Origin of the sequence: Nocardia altamirensis NBRC 108246, from assembly GCF_001612685.1 — a bacterium.
Lineage (GTDB): Bacteria > Actinomycetota > Actinomycetes > Mycobacteriales > Mycobacteriaceae > Nocardia > Nocardia altamirensis.
The window spans coordinates 55,704-80,880 of record NZ_BDAY01000022.1 but is presented as its reverse complement, the minus strand read 5'-3'; the positions used below and the strand labels follow the sequence as shown (position 1 = coordinate 80,880).

Annotated in this window: 23 protein-coding genes; 15 read left to right on the top strand and 8 right to left on the bottom strand. The window is 67.5% G+C overall.

The window, feature by feature from the left end:
* Positions 1-57: 57 nt before the first annotated feature.
* From NA11_RS14785 to pcaC, 10 genes are all read left to right on the top strand, one after another.
* Complete coding sequence (locus NA11_RS14785; protein ID WP_245745883.1) at positions 58-1,302, top strand: MFS transporter; 1,245 nt, start codon at positions 58-60, stop codon at positions 1,300-1,302.
* Positions 1,299-2,483: a 4-hydroxybenzoate 3-monooxygenase gene (locus NA11_RS14780; protein WP_069162451.1), complete on the top strand. Its 1,185-nt coding sequence runs from the start codon at positions 1,299-1,301 to the stop codon at positions 2,481-2,483. The genes NA11_RS14785 and NA11_RS14780 overlap by 4 nt, the downstream gene beginning before the upstream one ends.
* 29 nt (positions 2,484-2,512) lie before the next feature.
* The gene (locus tag NA11_RS14775; protein ID WP_069162514.1) at positions 2,513-3,337 is read left to right on the top strand and encodes a CoA transferase subunit A; all 825 of its coding nucleotides are present in this window, start codon (positions 2,513-2,515) and stop codon (positions 3,335-3,337) included.
* Positions 3,334-4,110 (top strand): CoA-transferase subunit beta, encoded by a 777-nt coding sequence (locus NA11_RS14770; protein WP_069162450.1) that lies wholly within the window; start codon positions 3,334-3,336, stop codon positions 4,108-4,110. The genes NA11_RS14775 and NA11_RS14770 overlap by 4 nt, the downstream gene beginning before the upstream one ends.
* Before the next feature lie 55 nt (positions 4,111-4,165).
* Positions 4,166-5,347, top strand: coding sequence for a thiolase family protein (locus NA11_RS14765; RefSeq protein WP_069162449.1), 1,182 nt, complete (start codon positions 4,166-4,168; stop codon positions 5,345-5,347).
* Entirely contained in the window at positions 5,344-6,069 is a 726-nt protein-coding gene (gene pcaH / locus NA11_RS14760; RefSeq protein ID WP_069162448.1) for a protocatechuate 3,4-dioxygenase subunit beta, read from the top strand. Before NA11_RS14765 ends, pcaH begins: the two co-directional genes overlap by 4 nt.
* Positions 6,062-6,583, top strand: a complete 522-nt coding sequence (pcaG, locus tag NA11_RS14755) for a protocatechuate 3,4-dioxygenase subunit alpha (protein WP_069162447.1) — start codon at positions 6,062-6,064, stop codon at positions 6,581-6,583. The genes pcaH and pcaG overlap by 8 nt, the downstream gene beginning before the upstream one ends.
* Entirely contained in the window at positions 6,576-7,940 is a 1,365-nt protein-coding gene (gene pcaB, locus NA11_RS14750) for a 3-carboxy-cis,cis-muconate cycloisomerase (RefSeq protein ID WP_069162446.1), read from the top strand. The genes pcaG and pcaB overlap by 8 nt, the downstream gene beginning before the upstream one ends.
* Before the next feature lie 187 nt (positions 7,941-8,127).
* Positions 8,128-8,904, top strand: a complete 777-nt coding sequence (gene pcaD, locus NA11_RS46305; RefSeq protein WP_069162445.1) for a 3-oxoadipate enol-lactonase — start codon at positions 8,128-8,130, stop codon at positions 8,902-8,904.
* Positions 8,901-9,299: a 4-carboxymuconolactone decarboxylase gene (gene pcaC, locus NA11_RS46300; protein WP_069162444.1), complete on the top strand. Its 399-nt coding sequence runs from the start codon at positions 8,901-8,903 to the stop codon at positions 9,297-9,299. The genes pcaD and pcaC overlap by 4 nt, the downstream gene beginning before the upstream one ends.
* Before the next feature lie 123 nt (positions 9,300-9,422).
* Here the strand turns inward: pcaC and NA11_RS14735 are convergent, their stop codons facing one another.
* The 3 genes from NA11_RS14735 to NA11_RS14725 are packed head-to-tail and all read right to left on the bottom strand — an operon-like array spanning position 9,423 to position 11,764.
* Positions 9,423-10,694, bottom strand: coding sequence for an RNA polymerase sigma factor (locus tag NA11_RS14735; protein ID WP_069162443.1), 1,272 nt, complete (start codon positions 10,692-10,694; stop codon positions 9,423-9,425).
* Positions 10,695-10,705: 11 nt separating this feature from the next.
* Positions 10,706-11,125, bottom strand: coding sequence for a YciI family protein (locus tag NA11_RS14730; RefSeq protein WP_245745882.1), 420 nt, complete (start codon positions 11,123-11,125; stop codon positions 10,706-10,708).
* Positions 11,126-11,167: 42 nt separating this feature from the next.
* A complete protein-coding gene (locus NA11_RS14725) occupies positions 11,168-11,764 on the bottom strand; it encodes a dihydrofolate reductase family protein (RefSeq protein ID WP_069162442.1) in 597 nt (198 codons plus the stop codon).
* 166 nt (positions 11,765-11,930) lie between these two features.
* On the opposite strand from NA11_RS14725, the gene NA11_RS14720 reads away from it, so the two are divergent.
* From NA11_RS14720 to NA11_RS14710, 3 genes are all read left to right on the top strand, one after another.
* Positions 11,931-13,508: an MFS transporter gene (locus tag NA11_RS14720; protein WP_069162512.1), complete on the top strand. Its 1,578-nt coding sequence runs from the start codon at positions 11,931-11,933 to the stop codon at positions 13,506-13,508.
* Positions 13,509-13,698: 190 nt separating this feature from the next.
* Positions 13,699-15,468, top strand: coding sequence for a glycoside hydrolase family 183 protein (locus NA11_RS45625; RefSeq protein ID WP_167837644.1), 1,770 nt, complete (start codon positions 13,699-13,701; stop codon positions 15,466-15,468).
* 290 nt (positions 15,469-15,758) lie between these two features.
* The gene (locus tag NA11_RS14710; protein ID WP_167837643.1) at positions 15,759-16,667 is read left to right on the top strand and encodes an alpha/beta hydrolase family protein; all 909 of its coding nucleotides are present in this window, start codon (positions 15,759-15,761) and stop codon (positions 16,665-16,667) included.
* 5 nt (positions 16,668-16,672) lie between these two features.
* On the opposite strand, the gene NA11_RS14705 is transcribed toward NA11_RS14710, so the two are convergent.
* Genes NA11_RS14705 through NA11_RS14685 form a run of 5 tightly spaced genes read right to left on the bottom strand, consistent with a single transcriptional unit; the run spans position 16,673 to position 23,664 of the window.
* Positions 16,673-18,127: an NAD-dependent succinate-semialdehyde dehydrogenase gene (locus NA11_RS14705; protein ID WP_069162439.1), complete on the bottom strand. Its 1,455-nt coding sequence runs from the start codon at positions 18,125-18,127 to the stop codon at positions 16,673-16,675.
* Positions 18,120-19,409 carry an aminotransferase family protein gene (locus NA11_RS14700; RefSeq protein WP_069162438.1) on the bottom strand — a complete coding sequence of 430 codons (1,290 nt, stop codon included), beginning with the start codon at positions 19,407-19,409 and terminating at the stop codon, positions 18,120-18,122. Before NA11_RS14700 ends, NA11_RS14705 begins: the two co-directional genes overlap by 8 nt.
* The gene (locus NA11_RS14695; RefSeq protein ID WP_069162437.1) at positions 19,406-20,644 is read right to left on the bottom strand and encodes an MFS transporter; all 1,239 of its coding nucleotides are present in this window, start codon (positions 20,642-20,644) and stop codon (positions 19,406-19,408) included. Before NA11_RS14695 ends, NA11_RS14700 begins: the two co-directional genes overlap by 4 nt.
* Positions 20,641-21,903 carry a 5-aminolevulinate synthase gene (gene hemA, locus NA11_RS14690; RefSeq protein WP_069162436.1) on the bottom strand — a complete coding sequence of 421 codons (1,263 nt, stop codon included), beginning with the start codon at positions 21,901-21,903 and terminating at the stop codon, positions 20,641-20,643. The genes NA11_RS14695 and hemA overlap by 4 nt, the downstream gene beginning before the upstream one ends.
* A 33-nt stretch (positions 21,904-21,936) precedes the next feature.
* Positions 21,937-23,664, bottom strand: coding sequence for an acetolactate synthase catalytic subunit (locus NA11_RS14685; protein WP_069162435.1), 1,728 nt, complete (start codon positions 23,662-23,664; stop codon positions 21,937-21,939).
* A gap of 129 nt (positions 23,665-23,793) precedes the next feature.
* Here NA11_RS14685 and NA11_RS44775 point away from each other — a divergent pair, with 129 nt between their 5' ends.
* Positions 23,794-24,675, top strand: a complete 882-nt coding sequence (locus tag NA11_RS44775) for a LysR family transcriptional regulator (protein WP_069162434.1) — start codon at positions 23,794-23,796, stop codon at positions 24,673-24,675.
* A gap of 62 nt (positions 24,676-24,737) precedes the next feature.
* Positions 24,738-25,085 (top strand): DUF2277 domain-containing protein, encoded by a 348-nt coding sequence (locus NA11_RS14675; RefSeq protein ID WP_069162433.1) that lies wholly within the window; start codon positions 24,738-24,740, stop codon positions 25,083-25,085.
* The last annotated feature ends 92 nt before the right edge of the window (positions 25,086-25,177 follow it).

The window sequence follows — 25,177 nt, the reverse complement described above, 5'->3', positions numbered from 1 at the left end:
TGGATTTCTGATGCTGCCGATCGTAGCGTGAGGGCCATCACAACTGCACACCAGGAAATGAACACCACCATGAAGAAGTTGATGTCGTGGTCAGCCGTACTTTGCTGGCTCATCGTCTTGCTGGAGGGCTACGACCTCGTCGTGCTCGGCGCCGTCATCCCCACCCTCATCGACCAGCACTATCTCGGCTTCACCGCCGCCAGTGCGACTTTCGCCGCGACCATCTCGCTGGTCGGCGTCGCCATCGGTGCGACGGCGTCCGGGCCGATCGCCGACCGCTACGGTCGCCGCCGGATGCTGCTCGGCTCGATCGCCCTGTTCTCGTTGTTCACCGCCATCGTCCCGTTCGCGGGGTCCGTTACGGTGTTCGGCGCGTTCCGGCTGATCGCGGGCATCGGCCTCGGCGCAGGCCTGCCGACGGCGCTGACCTTCATGGCCGAACACATGCCGCCGGAACGCCGCGCCTTCGCCAGCACGATCACCATGACCGGCTATCACACCGGCGCGGTGCTCACCGCGCTGCTCGCCCTGCGCGTCGTCCCGCACTGGCAGCCGCTGTTCTACGGGGGCGGCATCGCCGGACTCGTTCTGCTGCCGGTGATCTGGGCGAAACTGCCCGAATCCGAGGCCTACCTCGCCGCCAAGTCGGCGCCGACCAGGGTCTCGCCCAAGGTCTTGCTTCGTCCGCTGTATCTGCGTGCGACGCTGGGGGTTTGGGTCGGATCGTTCATGGGTCTGCTGCTCGTGTACGGCTTGAACACCTGGCTGCCCAAGCTGATGCGGGACGCCGGATACAACATGTCCACCTCGCTGACGGTGCTGTTGATGTTGAACGTCGGGGCGGTGATCGGCCTGTTGACGGCGGGTACGCTTGCCGATCGGCGAGGCATCAAGCCGACGGTGCTGATGTGGTTCGGTGCGGCCGCGGTGTTCCTGGCGTTGCTGAGCATCAAGATGACGAGCAATCTGGTGCTCAATGCGCTGGTGCTGATCACCGGCATCTTCGTCTTCTCCGCGCAGGTCCTCATCTACGCTTATGTGGCCCAGGCCTATCCGGCCGAAATCCGGTCAACCGCAATGGGATTCGCGGCGGGCGTCGGCCGCCTCGGCGCGATCTTCGGCCCGACGGTGACCGGCTGGCTCATCGTGATCGGGTCCGCCAATCCCTGGGGCTTCTATCTGTTCGCCGCGGTCGCGGGCATCGGGCTGCTCGCCATGGCCGCGGTGCCGAGGACAACCATCGACGGGCTCGCACCGGTCGAGCCGGTCGTCCCGGCGGCGACGGGAGGACATCAGGCGTGAAGACGCTGCGCACCCAGGTCGCGATTGTCGGTGCAGGCCCGGCCGGTCTGCTGCTGTCACATCTGCTCGGCCGCAGCGGCATCGAGACGGTGACCGTCGATCACCGCACCTACGACGAGATCGCAGGCACCATCCGCGCAGGCATCCTGGAGGCGGGATCCGTTCGGCTGCTGGTGGATTCGGGAGCATCCACGCGGGTACTCACCGAAGGCCACCGGCACGACGGCGTGGTGCTCCGGTTCGACGGGGAGAACCACCGGATCGACTTCCAGGGGCTGGTCGGCGAATCCGTGTGGCTGTACCCGCAGACCGACGTGTTCATCGACCTGGCCGCACGGCGCAGGTCCGACGGTGGTGATGTGCGCTACGGGGTGTCCGATACCGCCGTCGACATTTCCGGTGCCCGCCCGACGGTGACCTACACCGAGCCGGACGGCAGCGTGACGCGCCTCGAGGCGGACCTGCTCATCGGCGCCGACGGTTCCCGATCGATCTGCCGCCATGCCTTTCCCGACGGCGGCCGTGGTGAATGGTTCCGCGAGTATCCGTTCGCCTGGTTCGGCTTTCTGGCCGAGGCTGCGCCCTCGCACGATGAATTGGTCTACACCCGTTCCGATTACGGCTTCGCGCTGGTCAGCCAGCGCACGCCGACGGTGCAGCGGATGTATTTCCAGTGCGCGCCGGACGAGCGGCCGCAGGAGTGGGACGACGACCGGATCTGGACCGAGATGCGCCGCCGCGTCAACGGCAACGGATTCGAGGTGGAGGAAGGGCCGATCACCGCGAAGATGGTGCTGCCCTTCCGATCCTTTGTCACCGCCCCGCTGCGGCACGACCGGCTGCTGCTCGCCGGCGACGCCGCGCACACTGTGCCGCCGACCGGTGCCAAGGGCCTGAACCTGGCGCTCGCCGACGTCGCGATCCTCGCCGAGGTGATCGCCGATTTCTATGCTGCAGGGGATGCGGATGTGCTCGATCGGTACACCGAACGCGCGCTCGAACGGGTATGGCGGGCACAGCATTTCTCGTACTGGGCGACCACCATGCTGCACATGGTCCCCGGCGCGACGCCCTTCGATATCCAGCGCCAACGCGGCGAGCTGGCGTTGATCACCGGATCACGACACGGCTCCACGTATTTCGCCGAGGCGTACACCGGATGGCAGCAACCGAAACAGTGAATAGTCCCGACGAAAAGTAAGGAGTGACGGTGGCGCGGATATCCACCCTGGCCGACGCGGTGGCCGAGCTTGTCCAAGACGGCGACACGGTCGCCCTAGAGGGTTTCACCCACCTGATCCCGGTGGCCGCCGGGCACGAGATCATCCGGCAGGGTATCGGTGAGCTGACCCTGGTCCGGATGACCCCGGACATCGTGTACGACCAGTTGATCGGCGCTGGTTGCGCGACGAAGCTGATCTTCTCCTGGGGCGGCAATCCCGGAGTCGGCTCGCTGCACCGGTTTCGGGACGCGGTCGAGCACGGGTGGCCGCGGGCGCTGGCGATAGAAGAGCACAGCCACGCGGGCATGGCCAACCGCTATGTGGCGGGCGCTTCCGGTCTGCCGTTCGCGGTGCTGCGCGGTTATGTCGGCACCGATCTGCCGACGGTGACCGAGACGATCAAGCCGATCAGCTGCCCGTTCACCGGTGAGCAGTTGACCGCGGTGCCCGCGCTCAATCCCGATGTGACGGTGATCCACGCCCAGCGCGCGGACCGGGCGGGGAACGTGCAGCTGTGGGGGTTGCTCGGGGTGCAGAAGGAAGCGGTGCTCGCGGCGGGCCGGAGCCTGGTCACCGTCGAGGAGATCGTCGACGAGCTCACCCCGGTGCCTGGCGCGATCGTGTTGCCCGCGTGGGCGATCAGCGCGGTCGCCGTGGTGCCAGGGGGCGCGCATCCGTCCTATGCGCAGGGCTATTCCGAGCGTGACAACGCCTATTACGCGGCATGGGATGCGATCAGCCGGGACCGGGCTCGGTTCACCGACTGGCTCGCCGAGCACGTATTTGCCTCAACCACAGGGAGTTTGGCATGACAACAAGTCAGGTCGGCGCGGTGGACACGACGCGATACACCGCCGACGAGACGATGACCATCGCGGCCGCGCGCGCATTGGCCAACGGCACACGGTGTTTCGTCGGCATCGGCCTGCCGTCCACCGCCGCGAACCTGGCCAGGACGACGCACGCGCCCGACCTGGTCCTCATCTACGAGTCGGGCACGCTCGGGTCCAAGCCGAGCAGGCTGCCCGCCTCGATCGGTGACGGCATCCTCGCCGAGACCGCCGACGCGGTGATCAGCGTGCCCGAGGTGTTCAACTATTGGCTGCAGCCCGGCCGCATCGATGTCGGCTTTCTCGGTGCCGCGCAACTGGATCGGTTCGGCAATATCAACACCACCGTCATCGGGGACTACCACCATCCGACGGTGCGGCTGCCCGGTGCGGGTGGCGCGCCGGAGATCGCCGCGTCCTGCGGTGAGGTGTTCGTCGTCGTGCGCCAATCCCGCAAATCCTTTGTCGAGCAGGTCGATTTCATCACCTCGTTCGGGCACGGGCGCGGTGGCGGCGAGCGCGAGCGGCTCGGGATGTGGGGGACCGGGCCGACCAGGATCATCACCGATCTCGGCATCATGCAGCCCGACGACGGCGGTGAGCTGGTGCTCACCGCCGTGCACCCGGGGGTGACCGTCGAGCAGGTGCGCGCCGCGACCGGATGGGAGCTGAAGGTCGCCGCCGACCTGGCCGTCACCGAGCCGCCGAGCGATGCCGAGCTCGCGGCGCTACGCGCACTACAGGCGGCGTCATGAGTTGGCGCACAGTGGAAATGGCGGTTCGCCGACGCAGTAAGGCAGAGGTGACGGCATGACCGGCGCGTTCCTCTACGACGGCGTGCGGACGCCCTTCGGCCGCTACGGCGGCGCGCTGGCAGGCGTGCGCCCGGACGACCTGGCCGCCCACGTCCTGCAGGCGCTGGCCGAGCATGCGGAGTTGGATCCGGCGACGGTCGACGACGTGCTGTTCGGCGCCGCCAACCAGGCGGGCGAGGACAATCGCAACGTCGGCCGGATGGCGGCGCTGCTCGCGGGCTGGCCGACCTCGGTGCCGGGCAGCACCGTGAACCGGCTGTGCGGGTCGAGTCTGGATGCGGTGCTGCAGGCTTCCAGGACGATCGAGACGGGCGATGCCGAGATCGTGGTGGCGGGCGGCGTCGAATCGATGAGCCGTGCGCCGTGGGTGATGACCAAGCCGCCCAAGGGTTTTCCGGCTGCCGATGCGACGCTGCACTCGACCACGCTCGGCTGGCGCATGGTCAACCCGGTCATGCCCGCGCCGTGGACGGTGTCGCTCGGCGAGAGCACCGAGTTGCTCGCCGAGCGCTTCGGCATCGACCGCGCCGAGCAGGACGAGTTCGCGGCACGCAGCCACCACCTGGCGGCGACGGCCTGGGACAAGGGGTTTTACGACGACCACGTGGTCCAGGTGCCAGGCACCGACCTGGTCCGTGACGAACCGCTGCGACCGGACACCACGCCGGCGAAGCTGGCAGGCCTGCGGCCCTCGTTCCGCGAGACGGGCACCGTCACCGCGGGCAACGCCTCGCCGCTGAGCGACGGCGCTTGCGCGCTGCTGCTCGGCGACGAAGGACTCGCCGACCGGATCGGCAGGGCGCCGCTGGCGCGGATCGCAGGCCGCGGTGCGGCGGGTGTCGACCCCGATGAATTCGGCATCGGACCGGTGCAAGCGGCGCGAATTGCCTTGCGCAGGGCCGGGATCGGGTGGGACGACCTCGGCGTAGTCGAACTCAACGAGGCGTTCGCCGCCCAGTCGCTCGCCTGCCTGGCCGGGTGGCCGGAGCTGGACGCGGGGATAGTGAATGTCAACGGCGGCGCGCTCGCACTCGGCCACCCGCTCGGCGCATCCGGGGCCAGGCTGGTCAACCAGCTCGCCCGCGAGATGCGCCGTCGCGGCAGCCGCTGGGGGCTTGCGGCGCTGTGCATCGGCGTCGGTCAAGGGCTGGCCGTCGTTTTGGAGGCAACATCATGAAGACTCGACCGCTCCCGGTCGGCTACCGCCGCGACCCCGATGGCATCCACCCGCCGCTGGACTACCCCGAGTACGCGTCGACCACGCTGCGTCATCCGCGCGAACCGCTGATCCTGTTGCCGCAGCGGCTGACCGAGCGCACCGGCCCGGTACTCGGCACCGACCGGGTCGGCCCCACCGACAACGACCTGACCGCACAGCACGCGCAGCAGCCGATCGGCCAGCGCATCATCGTGCACGGCAGACTGCTCGACGGCGACGGCAAGCCGATCCCGAGCTCGCTGATCGAGATCTGGCAGGCCAACTCCGGCGGCCGCTACCGGCACGACAGGGACCGCTGGGATTCGGCGCTGGATCCCCACTTCGACGGCGTCGGCCGCACGCTGACCGACAGCGCGGGGCGCTACGAATTCACCACCGTCAAGCCGGGTGCGTACCCGTGGCGCAATCACCACAACGCCTGGCGTCCTGCGCACATCCATTTCTCGTTGTTCGGAACGGCTTTCGCGCAGCGGCTGGTGACGCAGATGTACTTCCCCGACGATCCGCTGTTCTTCCAGGATCCGGTCTACAACTCGGTGCCGGAGCCTGCCCGCGAATTGCTGGTCAGCCGTTTCGATTACGAGCGGAGCGAGCCGGAACGCGCACTGGCCTTCGCCTTCGACATCGTGCTGCGCGGGCCGGACGCGACACCGTTCGAGGGGGCTGACCACGATGACTAGCCTGCGGAGCACGCCGTCGCAGACCGTCGGTCCGTACCTGCACATCGGACTCACCTGGGACGACGGTCCGTTCGCGGTGCCCTTGGGCACGCCTGGCGCGGTGTGGATTACCGGCCGGGTGTTCGACGGTGCAGGCACGGCGATCGACGACGCGATGGTCGAGACCTGGCAGGTCGATCCCGAGGACTGCTGCGGCCGAAGAGGATTCGCCCGCAGCGACACGAGGCGTGGGCAGTTCGCCCTGTATACCGTGCTGCCGCAGCCGGTATCGGACGGAGCGGGCGACGACGAGGCGCCGCACCTCGACATGTCGGTGTTCGCGCGCGGGCTGCTGCATCGGGTGGTCACCCGGGTCTACTTTCCGGAGCACGCCGACCGGCATCAGGCCGATCCGGTGCTGGCGACGGTCCCGCCCGCGCGGCGCGGCACCCTGATCGCGGCGCGGGCAGGCGACGGTTACGAGTTCGATGTGCACCTGCAAGGAGCGCATGAGACGGTGTTCTTCGATGTCTGACACCGGCGGGCTCTTCAGCGGCGTGCTCGCGGCGGGCCCGGTCGCCGATTCGGTGTGCGACCGGGCCTGGGTGCAGGCGATGCTCGACTTCGAAGCGGCGCTGGCATGGGCCTCGGCCGCGGCAGGGGTCATTCCGGAGGCCGCCGCCGTCGACATCGAAAGAAGGTGCCGGGCAGAGTATTACGACATCAGCGCGCTCGGCGCGGCCGCGGTGCGGATCGGCAATCCGGCAGGGCCGCTGGTGCGTGAGCTGACCGCGAGCGTCACCCCCGAGGCGGCGGCCTACGTGCACTTGGGCGCGACCAGCCAAGACGTGCTCGACACCGCCGCGATGCTGGTGACCGCCAGGGCGCTGGTCGCACTGCGCGCTGGCCTGCACGCCTGCGCGGATCGACTCGCCCGGCTCGCCGAGGAGCACGCGGACACTGTGCAGGCCGGGCGCAGCCTGCTCCAGCAGGCGCCCCCGGTGACGTTCGGGCTCACCGCGGCGGGCTGGCTCGGCGGCGTGGTCGCGGCGCTCGATCGCATCGACGTGCTTCGCGGCGAGCGGCTCGCGGTGCAGTTCGGCGGCGCGGTCGGCACGCTGGCGGCGTTGGGCGACAACGGTATTCCCGTCCTGCGCGGCATCGCCTATCGGCTCGGCCTCGCCGAACCGGTGCTGCCGTGGCACACCGAGCGCAGCCGCATCGCCGAGATCGCGGGCGCGCTCGGTCAGGCCTGCGGTGCGGTGGCGAAGATCGCCCGCGATATCACCCTGCTCGCGCAAACCGAGCTCGGCGAGGTATTCGAGGACGGTCCGCCTGGCAGCGGCGGCTCCTCGACCATGCCGCACAAACGCAACCCGGTCGCCGCCGTCCTCGCGGCCGGATCCGCGGCTCAGGCACCGGGATTGGTCGCCACCCTGTTGAGCGCAGCCGCCCACGAACATCAGCGGGCGGCAGGATCCTGGCACGCGGAATGGCGGCCGCTGACCGAATTGCTGCGCAGCACAGGATCAGCCGTCGAGTGGCTCTGCATCGCCCTCGACCGCCTTCGCGTCGACCCGGCTCGTATGCGGGCGAATCTCGATGCGTCCGGGGGACTTCTGCTCGCCGAACAGGTCGCCATCGGTGTGGTCACGGCGGCGCAGGGCGCGGTCGGCAGACAGGAAGCGACCGACCTGGTCGCGGCATGCTGCCTGCGTGCGGGTCCCGACGACCTGGCGGAACTGCTGGCCGCCGACGAGGTGATCGGAAAGTACCTCGACCGCAGTCGCATCGACGAACTCCTCGACCCCACCGGCTATTTGGGCAGCACCGCCGAATTCATCCGCCGGGCTGCGCAAGACTGGCGATCACGCTCGGCTGGATACCGATGAGGTGCGAGTGGCACATGGTGGAGAGGTCTTCTCGACGAACGCCGCAGCCATGTGCCACTCGTGCGCTGTGCGAGGCGCGCTCGGTCTGCGGGCCGCCTGGTAGTGCGCGCAGGCAGCCGGTTCGGGCGATAGTGGTAACGCTCGGATTGCTCGGCTGTCCTGTGGTGCAGGTTGATTGGAGATCCCGATGAATGCGGTACCGGTGAATCACGTTGTCGACGGACCGGTCGACGGCCCACCGATAGTGTTGAGCGGATCGCTCGGCAGTGACTTACGGATGTGGGAACCGCAGGTTGCCGCGCTGGCCGCTGCCGGATATCGGGTGGTGCGCTACGACCATCGCGGCCACGGCGGCTCGCCGGTGCCGGTGGGACCGTACTCGTTGGTCGACCTCGGCGGTGATGTGATCGCGTTGCTCGACCAGTTGGCAATCCGTCGCGCGCATTTCGTCGGGGTGTCGCTCGGCGGGATGGTCGGCATGTGGATCGCCCAATTCGCGCCGAGCAGGCTACGAACCCTGGCCCTGTGCTGCACATCGGCCGAGCTCGGTCCGGCGACGGCCTGGTCCGAGCGCGCCGCGACGGTGCGCGCCGAAGGCACGGGCGCGATCGCCGAAGCGGCGGTGCAGCGGTGGTTCACGCCGGAATGGCGCGCCGCCAACCCGGACCGGACGCGCGACTACCAGCAGATGATCGCCGCAACGCCTGCCGAGGGCTACGCCTCCTGCTGTGCCGCCATCGAAACCATGGACATCGCAGCGCGTTTGGCGCGCATCAGCGCCCCGACCGTGGTGATCGTCGGCGCGGACGACCCGGCGACTCCACCGGCGCACGGCGAGCGTATCGCCGCGACGATTCCCTTGGCACGCCTGCGCATCGTCCATCCCGGCGCGCATCTGGCCTCCGCCGAACGCCCGGACACCGTCAACGACCTCATCCTCACGCACCTGAAGGAGAACTCGTGAACGACCGTGCCATCCAGGGGGCGCAGGTCCGGCGCGAAGTGCTCGGCGACGCACACGTCGACCGCGCCGCCGCCAGCACCACCGAATTCACCCGCCCCTTCCAGGAATACATCACCGAATCGGTGTGGGGCGCCATCTGGACCCGCCCCGGTCTGGACCGCCGCACCCGCAGCTGCATCACCCTCGCGATCCTCACCGCCCTCGGCAGGCACGAAGAACTGGCCATGCACGTGCGCGCCGCACTCACCAACGGCCTCACCCCCGACGAAATCAGCGAGGTCCTCCTCCACACCGGTGCCTACGCGGGCGTCCCCGCCGCGAACGCCGCCTTCACCCACGCCCAAACCGTCCTCACCGAGCTCGCCGCCATGCCGCCGGAGACCTCTCCGGAGTGACCGTCCCGCAGAATCCGCACCCCTTCCAGCAATCCGCACCCGTTCTGGCCGCCCAGAACGGTTGTGGATCAACGGAACTAGTGCGGATTTCGAGAAAGGGTGCGGATGTTGAGTGCTGCGGGACTAGCGGTCGAGGTCGGCGGCGCGGTTGAGGAGCAGTGTTTGTTCGGCTTGGTTGCTGGTCAGCTCGGCCGCGCGGGTGAACTCGGTGCGGGCCTCCGCGTGCCGGCCCAGCTGTGTGAGCAGATCGCCGCGGACCGCGTGGCGCAGGTGATAGGTGTCCAACGCGCCCGACGCGACGAGCGCATCGACGAGTTCGAGGCCTGCGGCGGGGCCGTGCGCCCTGCCGACCGCCACCGCGCGGTTCAGCTCGATGATCGGTGACGGGAAGCGTTGGGCCAGTACGGCATACAGTCCGGCGATGCGGCGCCAATCGGTGTCTTCGGCGGTGGGTGCCATGGCATGCACGGCGGCGATCGCCGCCTGCAGCGCGTAACAGCCTGGCGGGAGTCCGCGCTCCCGTGCCACCGCATTGGCTCGGCCGAGCGCAGCGTACCCGCGCCGGACGAGCAGTCGATCCCACCGGGATCTGTCCTGATCGGCAAGGAGGACAATGTCTTTCGTTCGTCCGGTGCGCGCAGGCAGCCGCGATGCCTGCAATTCCAGCAGCGCGAGCAGCCCGTGCGTCTCGGGTTCGCCGGGCAGCAGTTCGGCGAGCATGCGCGCCAACCGCAGTGCGTCCTCACACAATTCGACGCGCACCCAGTCGTCGCCCGACGTCGCCGCATACCCCTCGTTGAAGATCAGATAGACCACCGAGAGCACCGAGTCCAAGCGCTCGGCAAGCTCGTCCGCGGCGGGCACCTGATAGGGCAGCTGCTTCGCGGAGATGGTGCGTTTGGCGCGGACAATGCGTTGCGCCACTGCCGATTCCGTCGCGACGAAAGCGCGCGCGATCTCCTCGGTGGTCAACCCGCCCAGCATCCGCAACGTCAGCGCAACCCTCGCCTGCTCTGGCAGCGCCGGATGACAGGCGGTGAACATCATCCGCAGCAGGTCGTCTTCAACCGCCTCGACCGCAGGCTCGGGCTCGGGTTCGGTACGCAACGCGTGCCCGAGCTGGGTCAGCTTGCGCGCGAACGTCTGGTTGCGCCGGATCCGATCGATGGCGCGATGCTTGGCGGTCAGCATCAGCCAACCACCCGGATTCGGCGGCACCCCGTCCCGCGGCCACTGCTCCAACGCCGCGACCAACGCGTCCTGTGCCAGTTCCTCGGCGGCATCGATATCGCCGACCACGCGGGTGAGCCCCGCGACCAGCCGTGGCCATTCCATCCGCCACACCGTCTCCACGGCGCGGCGGGCGCGTTCCGGCGACCGGTCGTCGGGGGTCATCCGCGGCCCGGTCAGGCCTGCACGGCGAGCTGCCGGATCTCGACCTCGATATCCCACTCCGGCCCGTGTGCGCCGAGAAAACGCTTGGTCCATTCGACCGCCTCGTCCTGCGATTTGGTCTGCAGGATGCAGTACCCGCCGACCACCTCTTTGGACTCGGTGAACGGCCCGTCGACGACCGTCTGCTTGCCGTTCGACTGGGTGATCCTGGTGGCCTCGGTGACCGGGTGCAGGCCGTTGGTGTCCAGCAGCACGCCCGCCTTGGTCATCTCCTCGATCACCTTGCCCACCTGCTCCATCAACGCCTCGTCCGGCTCCGGCGCGGTGACCGGGTCGACGTGGATCAGCATCATGTAGCGCATATCGCGTCCTTTGCTCGTCGTCGTCAGGATCGTCCGACCCTCACCCCACTGCATCGAACGGCCACCCACCGAATCGACACCTCGCGTGAAATTCTTCTGGACAGGTGTCGGTCAGTGGCCTTGCGGCGGTCCAGCGGCGGCTATCGCCTGCCTGCGGTAGTGGAGTGCGATCACCTCCGGCAGAATCCGCACCACGGACGTGAGTGCGAAAGTCGTCTTCTGGAATCCGGTAGGAAAGATACTCCGCCCACCACCGACGACGACCGGGAAGAGCTGCAACCGCAGTTCGTCGACGAGGTCGGCGGTCAGCAGACCCTGCACCAGCGTCGCGCTGCCGTGGACAAGGATCGGACCGCCGTCGCCCGCCTTCAAGGTGGTTACGGCGCTCACCAATTCGCCGCCGAGGGCGGTGGTGTTCGACCATGCGGGCGGCTGCTCCACCTTGGTACCCACGACATACTTCGGCATCGTGTTCAGTCGATCCGCGATAGTGCCGGTACGCGGCGTCCACGCTTGCGCGAACTGCTCGTAGTTGCTTCGTCCGAACAACATGGCCTCGACCCCGTTCAGTTCGTCCAGCTTGTAGTTCTCGATCGGCGGCGCGGCATAGTCGAACACCCAGCCGCTGTGCCGGTGCCCCGGCTCGCCACCCGGCGCCTCCACCACGCCGTCGATCGTGATGAACTCCGAAACAATCAGTTCGCGCATCCTCGACTCCTCGTTCCTCGGTCGTCTCGTGCGAGGTCTTTGCCTCCTGAATGCATCGAACGGCCATGTACGAGATCGACACCGAATCGGCCGATGTCGAAACGACCAGCGCCCGTTCGATGCATGCACACAGACCGAGTGTGTGTCGAACGGAAGGCGGAACACCGTGCCTGTCAACAACTTCGCTCCTGCGGCCGGGCGCAGAGAATGGATCGGCTTGACGATCCTGACGCTCGCGACCATCGTGATCACCTTCGAGATGTTCGTTCTGTTGTTCGCGCTACCGCTGATCACGGCGGATCTGCGGCCGAACGCGGTGCAGCAGCTGTGGATTCTCGACAGCTACGGCTTCATGGTCGGCGGGCTACTCATCACGATGGGCACGCTCGGCGACCGGATCGGTCGCCGGAAACTGCTGATGATCGGGGCGGCCTGCTTCGCGGCGGCCTGCCTGGTGTCCGCGTTCGCCACCGATGCCACCACGTTGATCGCGGGCCGGGCATTACTCGGCATTGCCGGATCCACGCTCGCACCATCGACATTGGCGTTGATCAGGAATATGTTCCGCGAACCGAATCAGCGTGGGCTCGCTATCGGTGTGTGGGCCGCCAGCTTTCCGCTCGGCGCCATCCTCGGATCGGTGGTCGGTGGGGTAGTGCTTGCGCATTTCTGGTGGGGCTCAGCCTTTCTGCTCGCGGTGCCCGTGATGGTGCTGCTGCTCGTGCTGTGCCCGCTGACGATCGACGAGTATCGAAACCCCGACGGTGGCGCCATCGATATCGTCAGCGCGCTGCTCTCGGTGGGCGCCATGGTCGCGGTCAGCTACGGCCTCAAGGAGATCACCCGCCACGGCGCGCAGGCGACGCCGATACTGGTCGGCCTCTGCGGAATCGGCTGCGGTGTCGCCTTCGTCCGCCGCCAACGCCGCCGCGACAAGCCGTTCATGGACCTGCGGTTGTTCGAGAATCGATCGTTCAGCACCATGCTCGTCGGCCTCGTGCTGTACGCGCTGATCGGGACATCGAGCATGTTCTATCTGATCCAGTATCTCCAGTCCGTGCTCGGCCTGACGCCGTTCGCCGCCGCACTGTGTCTCCTACCCGGCATGGTGGTGGCGACGATCAGCGGAATCGTTGCGCCCTTGATAGGCAGGCGAATTCGGCCCGCGTACCTCATTTCGGGTGGCATCGTCGGCGTTGCCGTCGCCTTCGCACTGTTCACGCAGCTGGACGCCGAGTCGAGTCCGATGCTGGTGATCATCGGCTTCGCCATCATGGGACTCGGCGAAGGACCGCTGCTCGCGGTGGGGACGAACCTGGTGATCAGCTCGGCGGCACCGGAGCAGGCCGGTTCCGCAGCATCGCTGACACAGGTGGCCAACGAAGCAGGCGCCGCGTTGGGCGTCGCGGTCATGGGCAGTATCGGCGCCGCGGTCTACCGGGATCGGATTGTCGGTGCCGTGCCGGCCGGACTCGAGGTGCCCGATGCCGCGCGCGACAACCTGGCCGCAGCGCTCGCGGCGGATCTCCCCGCGGATCTCAGCGCGCTGCTGGCCGCTGCCGCACGGGAATCCTTCACCGCGGGAATGAATGTCGTGGCCGCGATCTGCGTCGTCATCCTGCTGGTCGCGGCGGTGATCATCGCTGCCGTGCTCAGACGGGTGCCGACAGGGGACCGAGGATCCGAGCCTGCCGTGCCGGGAACCGTCGGACAGTCGACACCGAGTTCCTCCGGCACCACCTGACTGCGGCCGAGCCAATGGTTTTGGTGGCAGCCCTCCGCCGCCCTGAACCGCCCGCGGCAGCTACTGTCGGAGCGGAAAACCGTTCTGTTCGAAAGATGGTCAGTGTGAACTGCAGTTCCAGCCTGCCTGGGTCCAATGCGGGCAGGTCGGGTCGTGCCGAGTGCTCAGATCGCCGCCGGGGAGCACGGCGATGAGCCCAATGGGTCGGCGGCACTTCGTATTCGGCCTCTCCGGAGCAGCCGGTGTGCTGGCGGGTTTGGCGGGTGCCGGGGTCGCCGTGTCGCGGTCGCCCGAGCCGGCTCCCGACAGCGGGGCCGACGAACCCACCGGATCCGTCGAACCCGCCGTCGCCGGTAGCGTTGCCGGAGAGCTGAGCACGTTCTTTGCCACGGCGTTCGTCGGCAACGCGCTCGCCGTCGACAGCGAAAGCGACGGCGACCTGTGGGTGACCTGCTGGGCCGACGACGACAATCTGTATTCGGTGAACGGCGACGGCAGCGGCTTCAGCGACGGCCCGAGGCACGATATCGTCGTCAACCGGATCACGGGTGACCCCAAGTCGGGTCTGACGGGCGAAGTGCTTGCGGTGGCCGACGAGGTCGGCGCGATCTGGGGCGACCCGGACAAGTACAACAGGAAGCCGACCGGCATCGTCTGCGCCGACGGGCGCCTCTACCTCGCCATCCAGGACCTGCGCCTCGGACCGGGCGATATCGCGTTCAACGACGCGCCCAACGCCAGCGTTTCGTGGTCCGACGACCACGGGCGCACCTGGCACAAAACCCAGCAACCGATGTTCACCGAGGGCGTCTTCACCACCATCTTCTTCCTCGACTTCGGGCGTGACTCCCGCGACACGGCGGCCGCATTGGGTGCGGACGCGGCGCGCTACGTCTACGCGTACGGCTTGGACGGCAACTGGCGCGGATCCTTCACCGCCACGGTCGCCGACCCGTTCGACCTCTTCCTCGCTCGCGTGCCGAAGGGCGCGGTCGAGCACCGGAACCGCTGGGAATTCTTCGCCGGACTCGACGGTGACAAGCCCCGGTGGACCAAGCACGTGGAAGAACGACGGCCGGTGCTGCGCGACACCAGGCGGCAATACCCCACGCTGCGGAACTTCCGGGAATACCCGCACAACCTGTCGGTGATCTCCCAGGGCGGCGTCGTCTACGTCAGCGCGCTGAAACGGTACCTGTACACGTCCTGGACCGAATACACCTACGAGTTCTACGAGGCGCCGAACCCGTGGGGGCCGTGGAAGCTGTTCTTGACCAAGGACTTCGGCGGCTATCCGTGGTTCGGTCGTGGACCTGGCTGCCCAGGCCCGAAGAACGGCGGCTATGCCACCACCATCCCGTCGAAGTTCATCGAGCCCGACGGCACCTCGATGTGGGTGCAATCGAACTGGTGGGTGGGCAGCGCGGGCGGCGACACCGCCTACTCGTTCAACCTGCGCAAGCTGACGCTGCTGCCGTACACCGCGAAATCGCCTGCGAACCAACCAGACCCACGCGACAATCTCGCCTACACCGGCACGTCCGTGACGCCGATCGAGAAGTCCGCGCACTACGGGCACAGCGAGTACTACAACGACGGTGATTTCACCAAGAGCGAGAACAGCTTCGACCAGGAGAACAAGGACATCGACTTCTGGGGCTTCACCTGGTCCCAGCCCTACCTGATGAACCAGGTCGTCTACACCACCGGCGAAGTCTTCGACGACGGCGGCTGGTTCGCCGCAGGCCTGCGCGTCCAGGTACGCCAAAACTTCCAATGGATCGACGTCCGAAACACAAAAACCGACCCGCGCTACCCCTACACCCCCGCCGCAGGGCCCTTCACCACCTACACCTTCAATTTCGCCACCACATCCGGCGACGGCGTCCGCATCATCGGAAAGCCAGGCGGCACAGCCTATTTCACCTCGATCGCCGAACTGGAGGTTTACTACCGTTAACCACAACCTCGTACTGTGGGGGGAGGACGGTTGAGATCGGCGGGGTTAGCGTCGCGCTTATGCGCACACTTCGGATGGTGGCACTCGTGGCGGGTGTTCTTGCTGTGGCTACGGCATGCACGGGGGGCGGCGAATCGAACGCCGCAGTGAGGTCGGCTGGGTTGTCGATTTCGTTCGGTGACTTCGTGTCTCACGGGGAGATGACGTATCCGGCGAGTGATCGGCCTGCGCCGCTCGTTGTTCTGGTGAGTGGGTCGGGGCCGGAGGATTTGAATGGTGACGATGCCAGCGTGGGTGGGACCTCGCGGGGTCATCTGTTCGCCGATGTTGCTCGGTCGCTTGCCGAGCAAGGGTTCGCCACGTTGCGGTACAACAAGCACTACGTGGCGGGGATCGGCGACATCGATCCTCGGTTCGGCACCGACCTCACCATGACGCAGTTGGTTGCAGATGTGCGCACTGCGGTGCAGGCGGGGGTTCGTGACCCGAGGATCGATGCGCAGCGGGTGTATCTCTACGGGTGGAGCGAGGGGACGACTGTTGCCGCGGCGGCTGCGGACAACATGCCGAACCTGCGCGGGGTCATCCTGCAGGGTGTGGTGGGGATTCCTTGGCGGGAGGGGCTGATCGCGCAGTGGGAGCGGGTGGTGATTCCGTATCTGCGCGGGTTCGCGCGCGAAGGGTCGGTGGGTATCGCCGATTTGGGGCGCGCGTGGCGTGGTGACGGTGGTGTGGTGCCGCACGAACTCGTCGGCGTGCTTGCGGACGGACTCGACTCCGTGCAGCCGGTGCTCAACCCGGCGTTCGATGTGGATGGGAACGGGCGTATCGATCTCGACGCAGAACTACGCACGGCGGCAGTGCAATTCACCGATACGCAGCTGGCCGGCGGTGCCTTCCGCCTCTACGGCGCACCGTCGACGCTCGCCGATGTCGCGGCACAAGCTCCCACGCTCCGGCACGTTCCCGTCCTCACCGTGCACGGCGACAACGACAGCAACGTGTCGGTGGCAGCGGCCCAGCGCGTCGATCGCGCCTTGGCCGAGGTCGGGAGTCGGGATCACACACTGATCACCTATCCCGGCCTCGGCCATTCCCTCGGCGCGGCAACGGATCTGCTGCACGACCCGATCGGCCCGATCGGCAGGCAGCCACTGGACGACATCGGCAAGTGGCTGCGCGACCGGGAAGGGCGCTGAGTAGCTCAGGTCAGGGCGATGTACTTGGTTTCGAGGTATTCCTCGATACCTTCGGTGCCTGCTTCGCGGCCGAGGCCGGATTCCTTGATGCCGCCGAATGGTGCTGCGACATCGGAGATCACGCCGCGGTTCACGCCTACCATGCCGGATTCGAGTGCGTCGGCGACGCGCAGCGCACGGTTGAGGTCGGTGGTGTAAAGGTATGCGGCGAGGCCGAATTCGGTGTTGTTGGCAGCCGCGACACCGGCCTCCTCGCCGTCGAAGCCGGTGATCGCGGCGACCGGCCCGAATACTTCCTCGCGCAGGATGCGGGCGTCGGCGGGGACGTCGGTCAGGACCGTCGGCTCGAAAAAGTATCCGGCGCCGGGCACACTTGCGCCGCCGGTGGTGAGAACGGCGCCCTTTGCTAGGGCGTCGTGCACCAGTTCGGCGACCGTTGCGCGTTGTTTCTCGCTGATCAGCGGGCCCACCTGGACGCCGTCCAGGTGGCCCGCGCCGATCTTCAGTGCCCGCATCCGGTCGGTCAACGCCGCGGTGAACCCCTCGCGCACCGCGTTGTCGACGTGGAAACGGTTGGCGGCCGTACAGGCTTCGCCGGTGTTGCGCATCTTGGCCGCCATCGCGCCGTCGACCGCCGCATCGAGGTCGGCGTCGGCGAACACGAGGAACGGTGCGTTGCCGCCGAGTTCCATCGAGGTGCGCAGCACGCGCGAAGCCGACTGCGCCAGTAGCTGTTTGCCGACGGCGGTGGACCCGGTGAAGGTCACCTTGCGCAGCCGGTCGTCGGCGAACAGCGGATCGGTGAGTGCCGCCGCCTGCGAGGTCGGCAGGATCGACAGCACGCCGGGTGGTAGTCCGGCGTCGGCTAACACCTGGCCGAGCAGCAGCATGGTGAGCGGTGTCTCGGCGGCGGGTTTGAGCACCATCGTGCAGCCCGCCGCCAGGGCGGGCGCGATCTTGCGGGTGCCCATGGCGAGCGGGAAGTTCCACGGGGTGATCGCCAGTGTCGGGCCGACCGGCTGTTTGGTGACGAGGATCCGCCCGCCGCCGGACGGTGAGTGCGTGTAGCGGCCATGCACGCGCACCGCTTCTTCGGCGAACCAGCGCAGGAATTCCGCGCCGTAGATGACCTCGCCGTAGCTCTCCTGCAGCGGCTTGCCCATCTCCAGCGTCATCAGCAGCGCGAAGTCGTCGCGCCGGGCCAGCACCAGTTCCCAAGCGCGGCGCAGGATTTCGGCGCGCCAGCGGGCCGGCGTCGCGGCCCACCCCGTTTGGGTCTCGGCCGCGACCTCGAGTGCGCGGGCGCCGTCGATGGCCGAGGCGTCGGCCACTTCGATCAGGACCTCGCCCGTCGCCGGATTGTCCACGGGGAACACCAGTCCGCTCGCGGGCGGCGTCTGCTTCCCGCCGATCCACAGCTCGGTCGGCACGGTGTCGAGCAGCTCGGCCACCTCACGCATTGTCGACTCCCGCTACCGCTTCCAGCGCCTTGTCGAGTCGAACGATGAGCTCGTCGACCTCGTCCGGCGTGCTGGTCAGCGGCGGCGCCACCAGCACGGAATGCGTGGTCGCGCCGATGCCCGCCGGGCAGAGCACGAGCCCGTTCGCCTTGGCGGCAGCGATGATTCGCTTGTTGGTGTCCGCGGGCTGCGCCGGGTCGATGTGCAGTGCGCGCATCAACCCGATGCCCGACTGGTCGGAGAGCAACCCCGGATACCGCTCGCACAGGGCGGTCAGCGCGTCGGCGAGGAACGTCCCGGCCGCGGCGGCGTTCTGCACCAGCCCTTCGTCCTCGATGACGCTCAGCACGGCATTGGCGGCGGCGCAGGCGAGCGGATTCGCGGACATGGTGTGGCCCAACGCGATCGGGCCGAGCGGTTCGGCGATCGCCGACGTGACCGTCGCACCGACCAGCGTGACCGCGAGGCTGGTGTAGCCGCCGGTCACGCCTTTGCCTGAAGTGAGGATGTCGGGTGCGATCGACGAGTGGTCGCAGGCCCACCACTTGCCGGTCCGCCCGAACCCGGACATGACTTCGTCGGCGATCAGCACGATTCCGTTGTTCTTCGTTTCCCGCCGCAGCCAGTGCATGGTGGCGATGTCGATCGGGGAGGCACCCGAGGACGCACCACCGAGCGGCTCGATGACGATCGCCGCGACCCGGGACGGGCCGACATTGAGCAGGGCCTGTGCCCATTCCTCGTGCGTGGCGCGCCGCCGACCTGGCTTGGGACGCACCAGAATTCGGGTACCGTCCGCAGGCCCGAGCAGCGGCTCGACGGAGGGATCGCGTTTGCCGGGACTACCGGTGATCGACAGCGCCGCCGCCGTCATCCCGTGATAGCTGGGTTCCTCGGACAGGATGACGGTGCGCTTGGTTTTGCCGCGCCGGTGCTGGGCCGCGAAGGCCAGCCGCAGCGCGCACTCGTTGGCTTCGGATCCGGAGTTGCTGTACTCGACGGCGGTGGTGCCGTCGGGCGCGATCGCGAGCAGCCGCTCGGTGAGCTCGTGCGCCTGCTCGTTGTGGAACTGGGTGCGGTGCACGAAAGACAGCTGCCTGAGCTGAGTTTCGATGGCCTGCACCACGCGGGGATGCGCGTGGCCGACGTTGACGTTGAGGACGCCGGAGGAGCCGTCGAGATAGTCGTTGCCGTCCGCGTCGTAGATGTAGGCGCCGAGGGCTCTGGTGGCGACGGGGAGCGCGGTCCGATTGGGCAGCACGGTGCTCGATGCGGAATTCATGCTGGCTGACGGTCCTTTCTGAGGAGGACGAGCAGGGCGGCCGATACCAGCGCCGCGGCGATGCCGAGGGCGCAGGTCACCCCGGCGAAGGCGGCGCCGCCGACGGCAAGCGTGCCGAGCAGGGTGGTGCCGATGGCGATGCCCGCGTTCATCATCGAGTTGTTCCATGCGACGACCGACGCACGCTGGGTGGGGTCGGCGCAGGAGAGGTAGGCCTGCTGGCTGGAGTAGAACGAGCCGCCGAAGACACACCACAGAAACAGCGCCGCCAGCGCAACGAGCAGGTGCCCGGTGCTCAAAGCGACTGCGGCACAGGGGGCGAACGCCGCCGCGGCGACGACCGAGACCCACACGCCGCTCACGTTGTGCTTGTGCAGCCGATCCAGGACGGCGCCGGTGCTCAGCGATCCGATCAGCGATCCGGCGCCGACCAGGAGCCCGACGAGCCCGAGGGTGGTGAGGCTGAAGCCGAATCGCTGGGCGAAGAGCACCCCGATGAACGTGTACGCACCGAGCCTGGCCGCCTGCAGCAACAGTGTTGCGATGAGCCCGAGGCTGATTCGCGGCTGTGACCACGGCGCGAGCAGTGCCGAGAAGCCGCGTGCCGTCCCGGTCACCGGCAGGTGATCGAGCCGTGCGTACAGCACCGCCGATGTCGCGACCATCAGCACGCCGACGGCCAGGAACGGCCAGCGCCAACTGGTGAGCGAGGCGAGGGCCGCGCCGAGCGGCACGCCGAGCACCTGCCCGAGCGAGTACACGCTCGCGCCGGTCGAGATCACCCGGCCGCGTTGGTGCGCAGGCGTGCGCTCGGCGAGATACGCCCAGATCGCGGGCGCCGCGATCGCGGCGCCGAGCCCGGTGAGCCCGCGCGCCGCGACCAGCAGTGCCAGCGTGCCCGCTGCCGCACAGGCCAGGTTCCCGAGCAGGAACACGATGCAGCCCAACAGAATCGACCAGCGCCGCGGGTACCGATCGGCGATGATGCCGAACGGCGGGCCCGCGATCGCATAGACGAGCACGTACGCGGTGACGATGGTCGCCGACGCCGCGACCGACGCGTGCAGCGAATCGGCGATACCGGGCAGCATCGGCGCGACCAGGTACATCTCGGCGCCCATCAGGAAGAACGCGGCGTAGAGAAGTATGTGCTGAGCCCACGGCGTTGTGGGCTCAGCCTCCACCACCGGATGCAGGCTCCGGTGTGGTTCGAGGGGCCGCGTCTCGACACTCATACCGAGACCTTCTCCAGCGTCTCGTGCGTGGTCAGCGGGAACGCCGCACGGCGGGGCAGGTTCAGCCGGGACCAGACGGTGTCGACGATCTCGGCGAACTTGTGGACAGCCGCGGGACTGTGTACCGGAGAGGGGTTGATCCGTAGGCGTTCGGTGCCCCTCGGCACGGACGGGAAGTTGATCGGCTGGGCGTACTGGTGGTACTCCTCGAGCAGGATGTCGGCGAGTTGTTTGCATTTGTGCGGGTCACCTACGAGGACCGGAACGATGTGACTTTCGGTGGACACCAACGGGATCTCGGCATCGGTGAGCAGGTCCTGCAGCAGTCCGGCGCGGTGGTGCAACAGGATTCGCTCGTTGTCGGACTCCCGCAGATGCCGCACGCTCGCCAGCGCGGCCGCCGCGAGCGCGGGCGGCATCGCGAGGGTGAAGATGAACGCGGGCGCGAAACTCCGCACAGCGTCGAGGATCGGCGCGGGACCGGTCAGGTAGCCGCCGAGGGTGCCGTAGCCCTTGGCGAAGGTGCCCATCAGCAGATCGACCTGGTCGGCACAACCCAACTGCGCCGCCATGCCGGATCCCTCCGGACCGTACATGCCCACCGAGTGCGCCTCGTCGACGTAGACGAGGGCGCCGTGTTTCTTTGCGACAGCACACAGTTCGGGCATCGGCGCGATATCGCCGTCCATCGAGTAGATCGATTCGAACGCCACGATCTTGGGGCGGTCGGGATCGGTGGCCGCGAGCAGCTCATCGAGATGGGCGGCATCGTTGTGCCGGAAGATGACTCGGTCCGCACCCGAGGCGCGCATGCCGAGGATCATCGACGCGTGGTTCTGCTCGTCGGAGAAGAAGATGGCGCCGGGCAGATGCTTGCCGAGCACGCCGAGCACGGCATCGTTCACCGCGTACCCGGTGATGAATGTCAGGCCTGCTTCCTTGCGATGCAGTTGCGCCACTTCGCGTTCCAGCAGGATGTGGGTGTGGTTGTTGCCCGAGATATTGCGCGAGCCACCGGCCGCGACGCCCGAGCGGTTGATCGACCGGTGCATCGCCTCGACGACCTTGGGGAACTGTCCCATGCCTAGGTGATCGTTGCTGCACCACACGGTGATCTCGCGTAGTCCGTCCCGATGATGGTGTACCGCTTGCGGAAAGCGGCCGGCGAGCCGCTCGATCTCCACGAACGTGCGGTACTGACCCGACGCCTGAATGTCGTCGATCTTTCTCTCGAAAAAGGCCGTGTAGTCGAAAGCCATGGGAATCTCCGATGTCGAGTGGATGCGGTGGAATCAGTTGAGCTGTTGGTGGGCAAGGTGATCGATCAAGGCGTGGTTGGTGTCCCAGCCCGTGACCGGTGGATAGGCGTCGGGGTCGGTGATGACGTCCAAGACGGTCGTCGTCGGTTCGACGATCGCCTTCACCAGTGCGTCACGCAGTTCCACGTCGCTGTGGATGGTGCGGCCGTGTGCTCCGCACGCGGTAGCGATCTGCGCATGGTCGACGTGCCCTAGTTCGACGGCCGAGGTCGGTCGGCCGAACTGGACGATTTCGGCGTGTTTCTGGAAGCCGAGGATGGAGTTGTTCAGCACGACCACCACGACGGCGAGGTGTTCGCGGACGGCGGTCTCGATTTCGGCCCAGCAGTGGGCGAATCCGCCGTCTCCGACAACGCAGATGACCGGTGAGCCAGGTCGTGCCGCCTTGGCGCCGAGCGCGAGCGGGAGTCCCCACCCGAGCCCGGCCATGCCGCGCGGCAGCAGGAAACGCTGGCTTCCGGTGGTGGCCCGGATGTAGTTGGCCACCCAGATCGAGGAGTAGCTGGCGTCCGCGACGACGATCGCGTCGTCGGGCAGCAGCGTGCTGATTTCGTCGGCCACCCGCTCCGGACGCAACGGCTGTCGCGTCGAGGTGCGGACGGCGGCCGTGCTGGTCTCGAAGGCGGCGCGGGACCCGGCGATCTGTTCGATGATCGCGGGCCGGTCGGCGCTGCGCTTGCTGAGGTCGAGTCCGCGCAGTGCGGTCGCGAGGTCGTCGATGCCGGTCCTGACGTCGCCGACCAGGCGAAGCGCTGGGTAGTTGCGGCCGATCTCGGTCGGATCGATGTCGAGGTGGATGACGGTGGCGTCCTGCGGGTAAAGAGTCCAGCCGTCGGTGCCGTTTTCGTTGGTGCGCGACCCGGCGAGCAGGATGGTGTCCACGCCGGCGATCCATTCGCGCATGCCGTGCGTGACGCCGTGGTCGCCCATGTAGTTGCCGATGACTCCGACGCTCAGGTCGTTCGTCTCCGGGACCGCGCCCTTGCCCATCGGCGTCGTCGCGACCGGCAGTGACGCCAGGTCGCTCAGCCTGGCCAGCGCGGCGCCCGCATCGGAAGAGATGGCGCCGCCACCCGCGATGACCAGCGGGCGTTCGGCCTTGGCGAGCGCCTCCGCTGCGGCGCGAATCTCGGCCTCGGGCGGCCGGATCCGATCGAGCGGGAAGGCGGTGGTGCTCGGAACGTGGCCCGCAGGCGGCGGGGGAGCGAGTTGCTCGAGCACGTCCTTGGGCAGCATCAGGACGGCGGGACCTGGCCTGCCGCTGGTGGCTGCCCGGAAGGCCGCGTCGACATAGTCATGGACTCGCGCCGGATCATCGAGGCGGTCGAACCATTTGGTGCATCCGGAAAACAGGCTTTGGTGATCAATTTCCTGAAACGCATTTTTGTTGCGAAACGGACTCGGCACGTCCTGCACCAGCGCGACGACAGGAATGGACACCTTCGCGGCCTCGGTCAGCGGCGGCACGAGAAGCGTTGCGGCAGGCCCGTTCTGTGCGACGACGACCGAACAATGCCGCGACACCCTGGCAAAACCGTCGGCCATCGTGCCCGCCGCATTCTCGGTGCGGTAAACGATCTGCCGTATGCCGAGATCCTCGGCGGCCAAAACCAGCAGCGACGGCAGACTCTGGCCGAAGAACTCGGTAATTCCCCTGGCTCGCAGACTTTCGGCGATGGCGGTGGCGACTGTCGTAGGCATCGGATACCTTCTCGCGGTAGCGGACTAGCACTGCTCGGTAGACACAGTCTCGGGCCACGAAGGACCGCAGGTCCAATACGTATTTACTTCCCGTTGATAAGAAACGCTTATCTGGCTAGGCTGACCGGCGTGGACGATCTGCGTCGCGTGCGTTACTTCCTAGCGGTAGCTGAGCACCGACACTTCGGGCGGGCGGCCGAATCGTTGCATATCACCCAGCCCGCCCTGTCTCAGCAGGTCAAAGCATTGGAAAAGGAGCTAGGGGTCGATTTGCTGACCCGAAGCGGCCGCGCTTTCGTCCTGACACCGGCCGGTTTGGCGCTGCAGGCGGGCGCTCAGCAACTCCTGACGGCCGCCGCTGATCTCGAGCGGTCGGTCCGTGCCAGGGCGTCGGGGACGGCGGGTGAACTTAAGGTCGCCTTCACTCGATCGGGTTCCGACAGCGATATCTCGCAGCGAATTCGGGATTTCCGCAAGGAGTTTCCGGACATCACCGTTTCGACGATTACCGGATGGACGGCCTGGAATCTCGACCTGCTCGAATCGGGGGAGATCGACGTCGCTTTCGTGCGCGGAAATATCGCACACCCGCGCGTCGAAACGCACCTGATCGGACTCCAAGAGGCCGCGGTGGTGGTGTCGAAGGAGCATCCGCTTGCGGTGCGCGACACTGTCGCCATCGAGGACATCGTCGATGAGCCAATTGTGTTGTGGTCGAGGCAAACCGGGCCCGATTTCTACGACGAACTGGTCGGGCATATCTGGGGTGACGGAGCGCCGAATCTGGTCGGCGAGGAATCCGACGCCGAACAGGTCCTCGACGTGGTTTCCGGCGGCACCGGAATCAGCGTGCTCGACCGGAAGCGGGCGACCAGGATCGCCCACGAGAATATCGTCGTCATTCCGTTCGGCACCGACCCGCCGCGCATCGCCATCAGCATTGCGTGGATGCGGGAGTCGGATGCGCCCGCGCTCGCCCACTTCCTGGACTGGTGGCGGCGCAGCGGGTAGCCCGGCGATGGGTGCGCCTGTGAACCGGGCACCGTGTCGTAGGGGCGGATTAGCCTCGAGGTATGTGCCGAAACATCACTGCCCTTCGAGGGCTGGAGCCCGCAGCGACCGAGGAGGAGATCCAGGCCGCGGCGCTGCAATACGTACGCAAGGTCGGCGGCTTGTCCAGCATCTCGGCCGCGACCCAGGCCGCCGTCGATGCGGCCGTTGCCGACATCGCGGCCATCACGACCAGGCTGCTCGCCGAACTGCCCGAGCGCAAGGTGCCACCGAAGTCCGTGCCGCCGCTGCGGCGTCCCGAGGTGCAGGCGCGGATCCGCGCCCGCGAGCATGCGCATGCCCACGACCACGCGCACCCACATGACCACGCACACCCGCACGACCACGACCACGCACACCCGCACGACTAGCCCGTTCGGGATCGCCATGCGCAGGTGAATCCCCTGTGCACCCGCCTGCTATCTTGAACGTCGTTCAAGAGCGTGAGCGGGAGGAAGTTCGT

Coding starts and splice junctions, on each gene's coding strand:
- NA11_RS14675 (WP_069162433.1), top strand. CDS start 24,738: ATGTGCCGAAACATCACTGCCCTTCGAGGGCTGGAGCCCGCAGCGACC.
- NA11_RS14765 (WP_069162449.1), top strand. CDS start 4,166: ATGACCGGCGCGTTCCTCTACGACGGCGTGCGGACGCCCTTCGGCCGC.
- NA11_RS14770 (WP_069162450.1), top strand. CDS start 3,334: ATGACAACAAGTCAGGTCGGCGCGGTGGACACGACGCGATACACCGCC.
- NA11_RS14685 (WP_069162435.1), bottom strand. CDS start 23,664: ATGCCTACGACAGTCGCCACCGCCATCGCCGAAAGTCTGCGAGCCAGG.
- NA11_RS14695 (WP_069162437.1), bottom strand. CDS start 20,644: ATGAGTGTCGAGACGCGGCCCCTCGAACCACACCGGAGCCTGCATCCG.
- NA11_RS14700 (WP_069162438.1), bottom strand. CDS start 19,409: ATGAATTCCGCATCGAGCACCGTGCTGCCCAATCGGACCGCGCTCCCC.
- NA11_RS14785 (WP_245745883.1), top strand. CDS start 58: ATGAACACCACCATGAAGAAGTTGATGTCGTGGTCAGCCGTACTTTGC.
- pcaB (WP_069162446.1), top strand. CDS start 6,576: ATGTCTGACACCGGCGGGCTCTTCAGCGGCGTGCTCGCGGCGGGCCCG.
- pcaD (WP_069162445.1), top strand. CDS start 8,128: ATGAATGCGGTACCGGTGAATCACGTTGTCGACGGACCGGTCGACGGC.
- NA11_RS45625 (WP_167837644.1), top strand. CDS start 13,699: ATGAGCCCAATGGGTCGGCGGCACTTCGTATTCGGCCTCTCCGGAGCA.
- NA11_RS14725 (WP_069162442.1), bottom strand. CDS start 11,764: ATGCGCGAACTGATTGTTTCGGAGTTCATCACGATCGACGGCGTGGTG.
- pcaH (WP_069162448.1), top strand. CDS start 5,344: ATGAAGACTCGACCGCTCCCGGTCGGCTACCGCCGCGACCCCGATGGC.
- hemA (WP_069162436.1), bottom strand. CDS start 21,903: ATGGCTTTCGACTACACGGCCTTTTTCGAGAGAAAGATCGACGACATT.
- NA11_RS14735 (WP_069162443.1), bottom strand. CDS start 10,694: ATGACCCCCGACGACCGGTCGCCGGAACGCGCCCGCCGCGCCGTGGAG.
- NA11_RS14705 (WP_069162439.1), bottom strand. CDS start 18,127: ATGCGTGAGGTGGCCGAGCTGCTCGACACCGTGCCGACCGAGCTGTGG.
- pcaG (WP_069162447.1), top strand. CDS start 6,062: ATGACTAGCCTGCGGAGCACGCCGTCGCAGACCGTCGGTCCGTACCTG.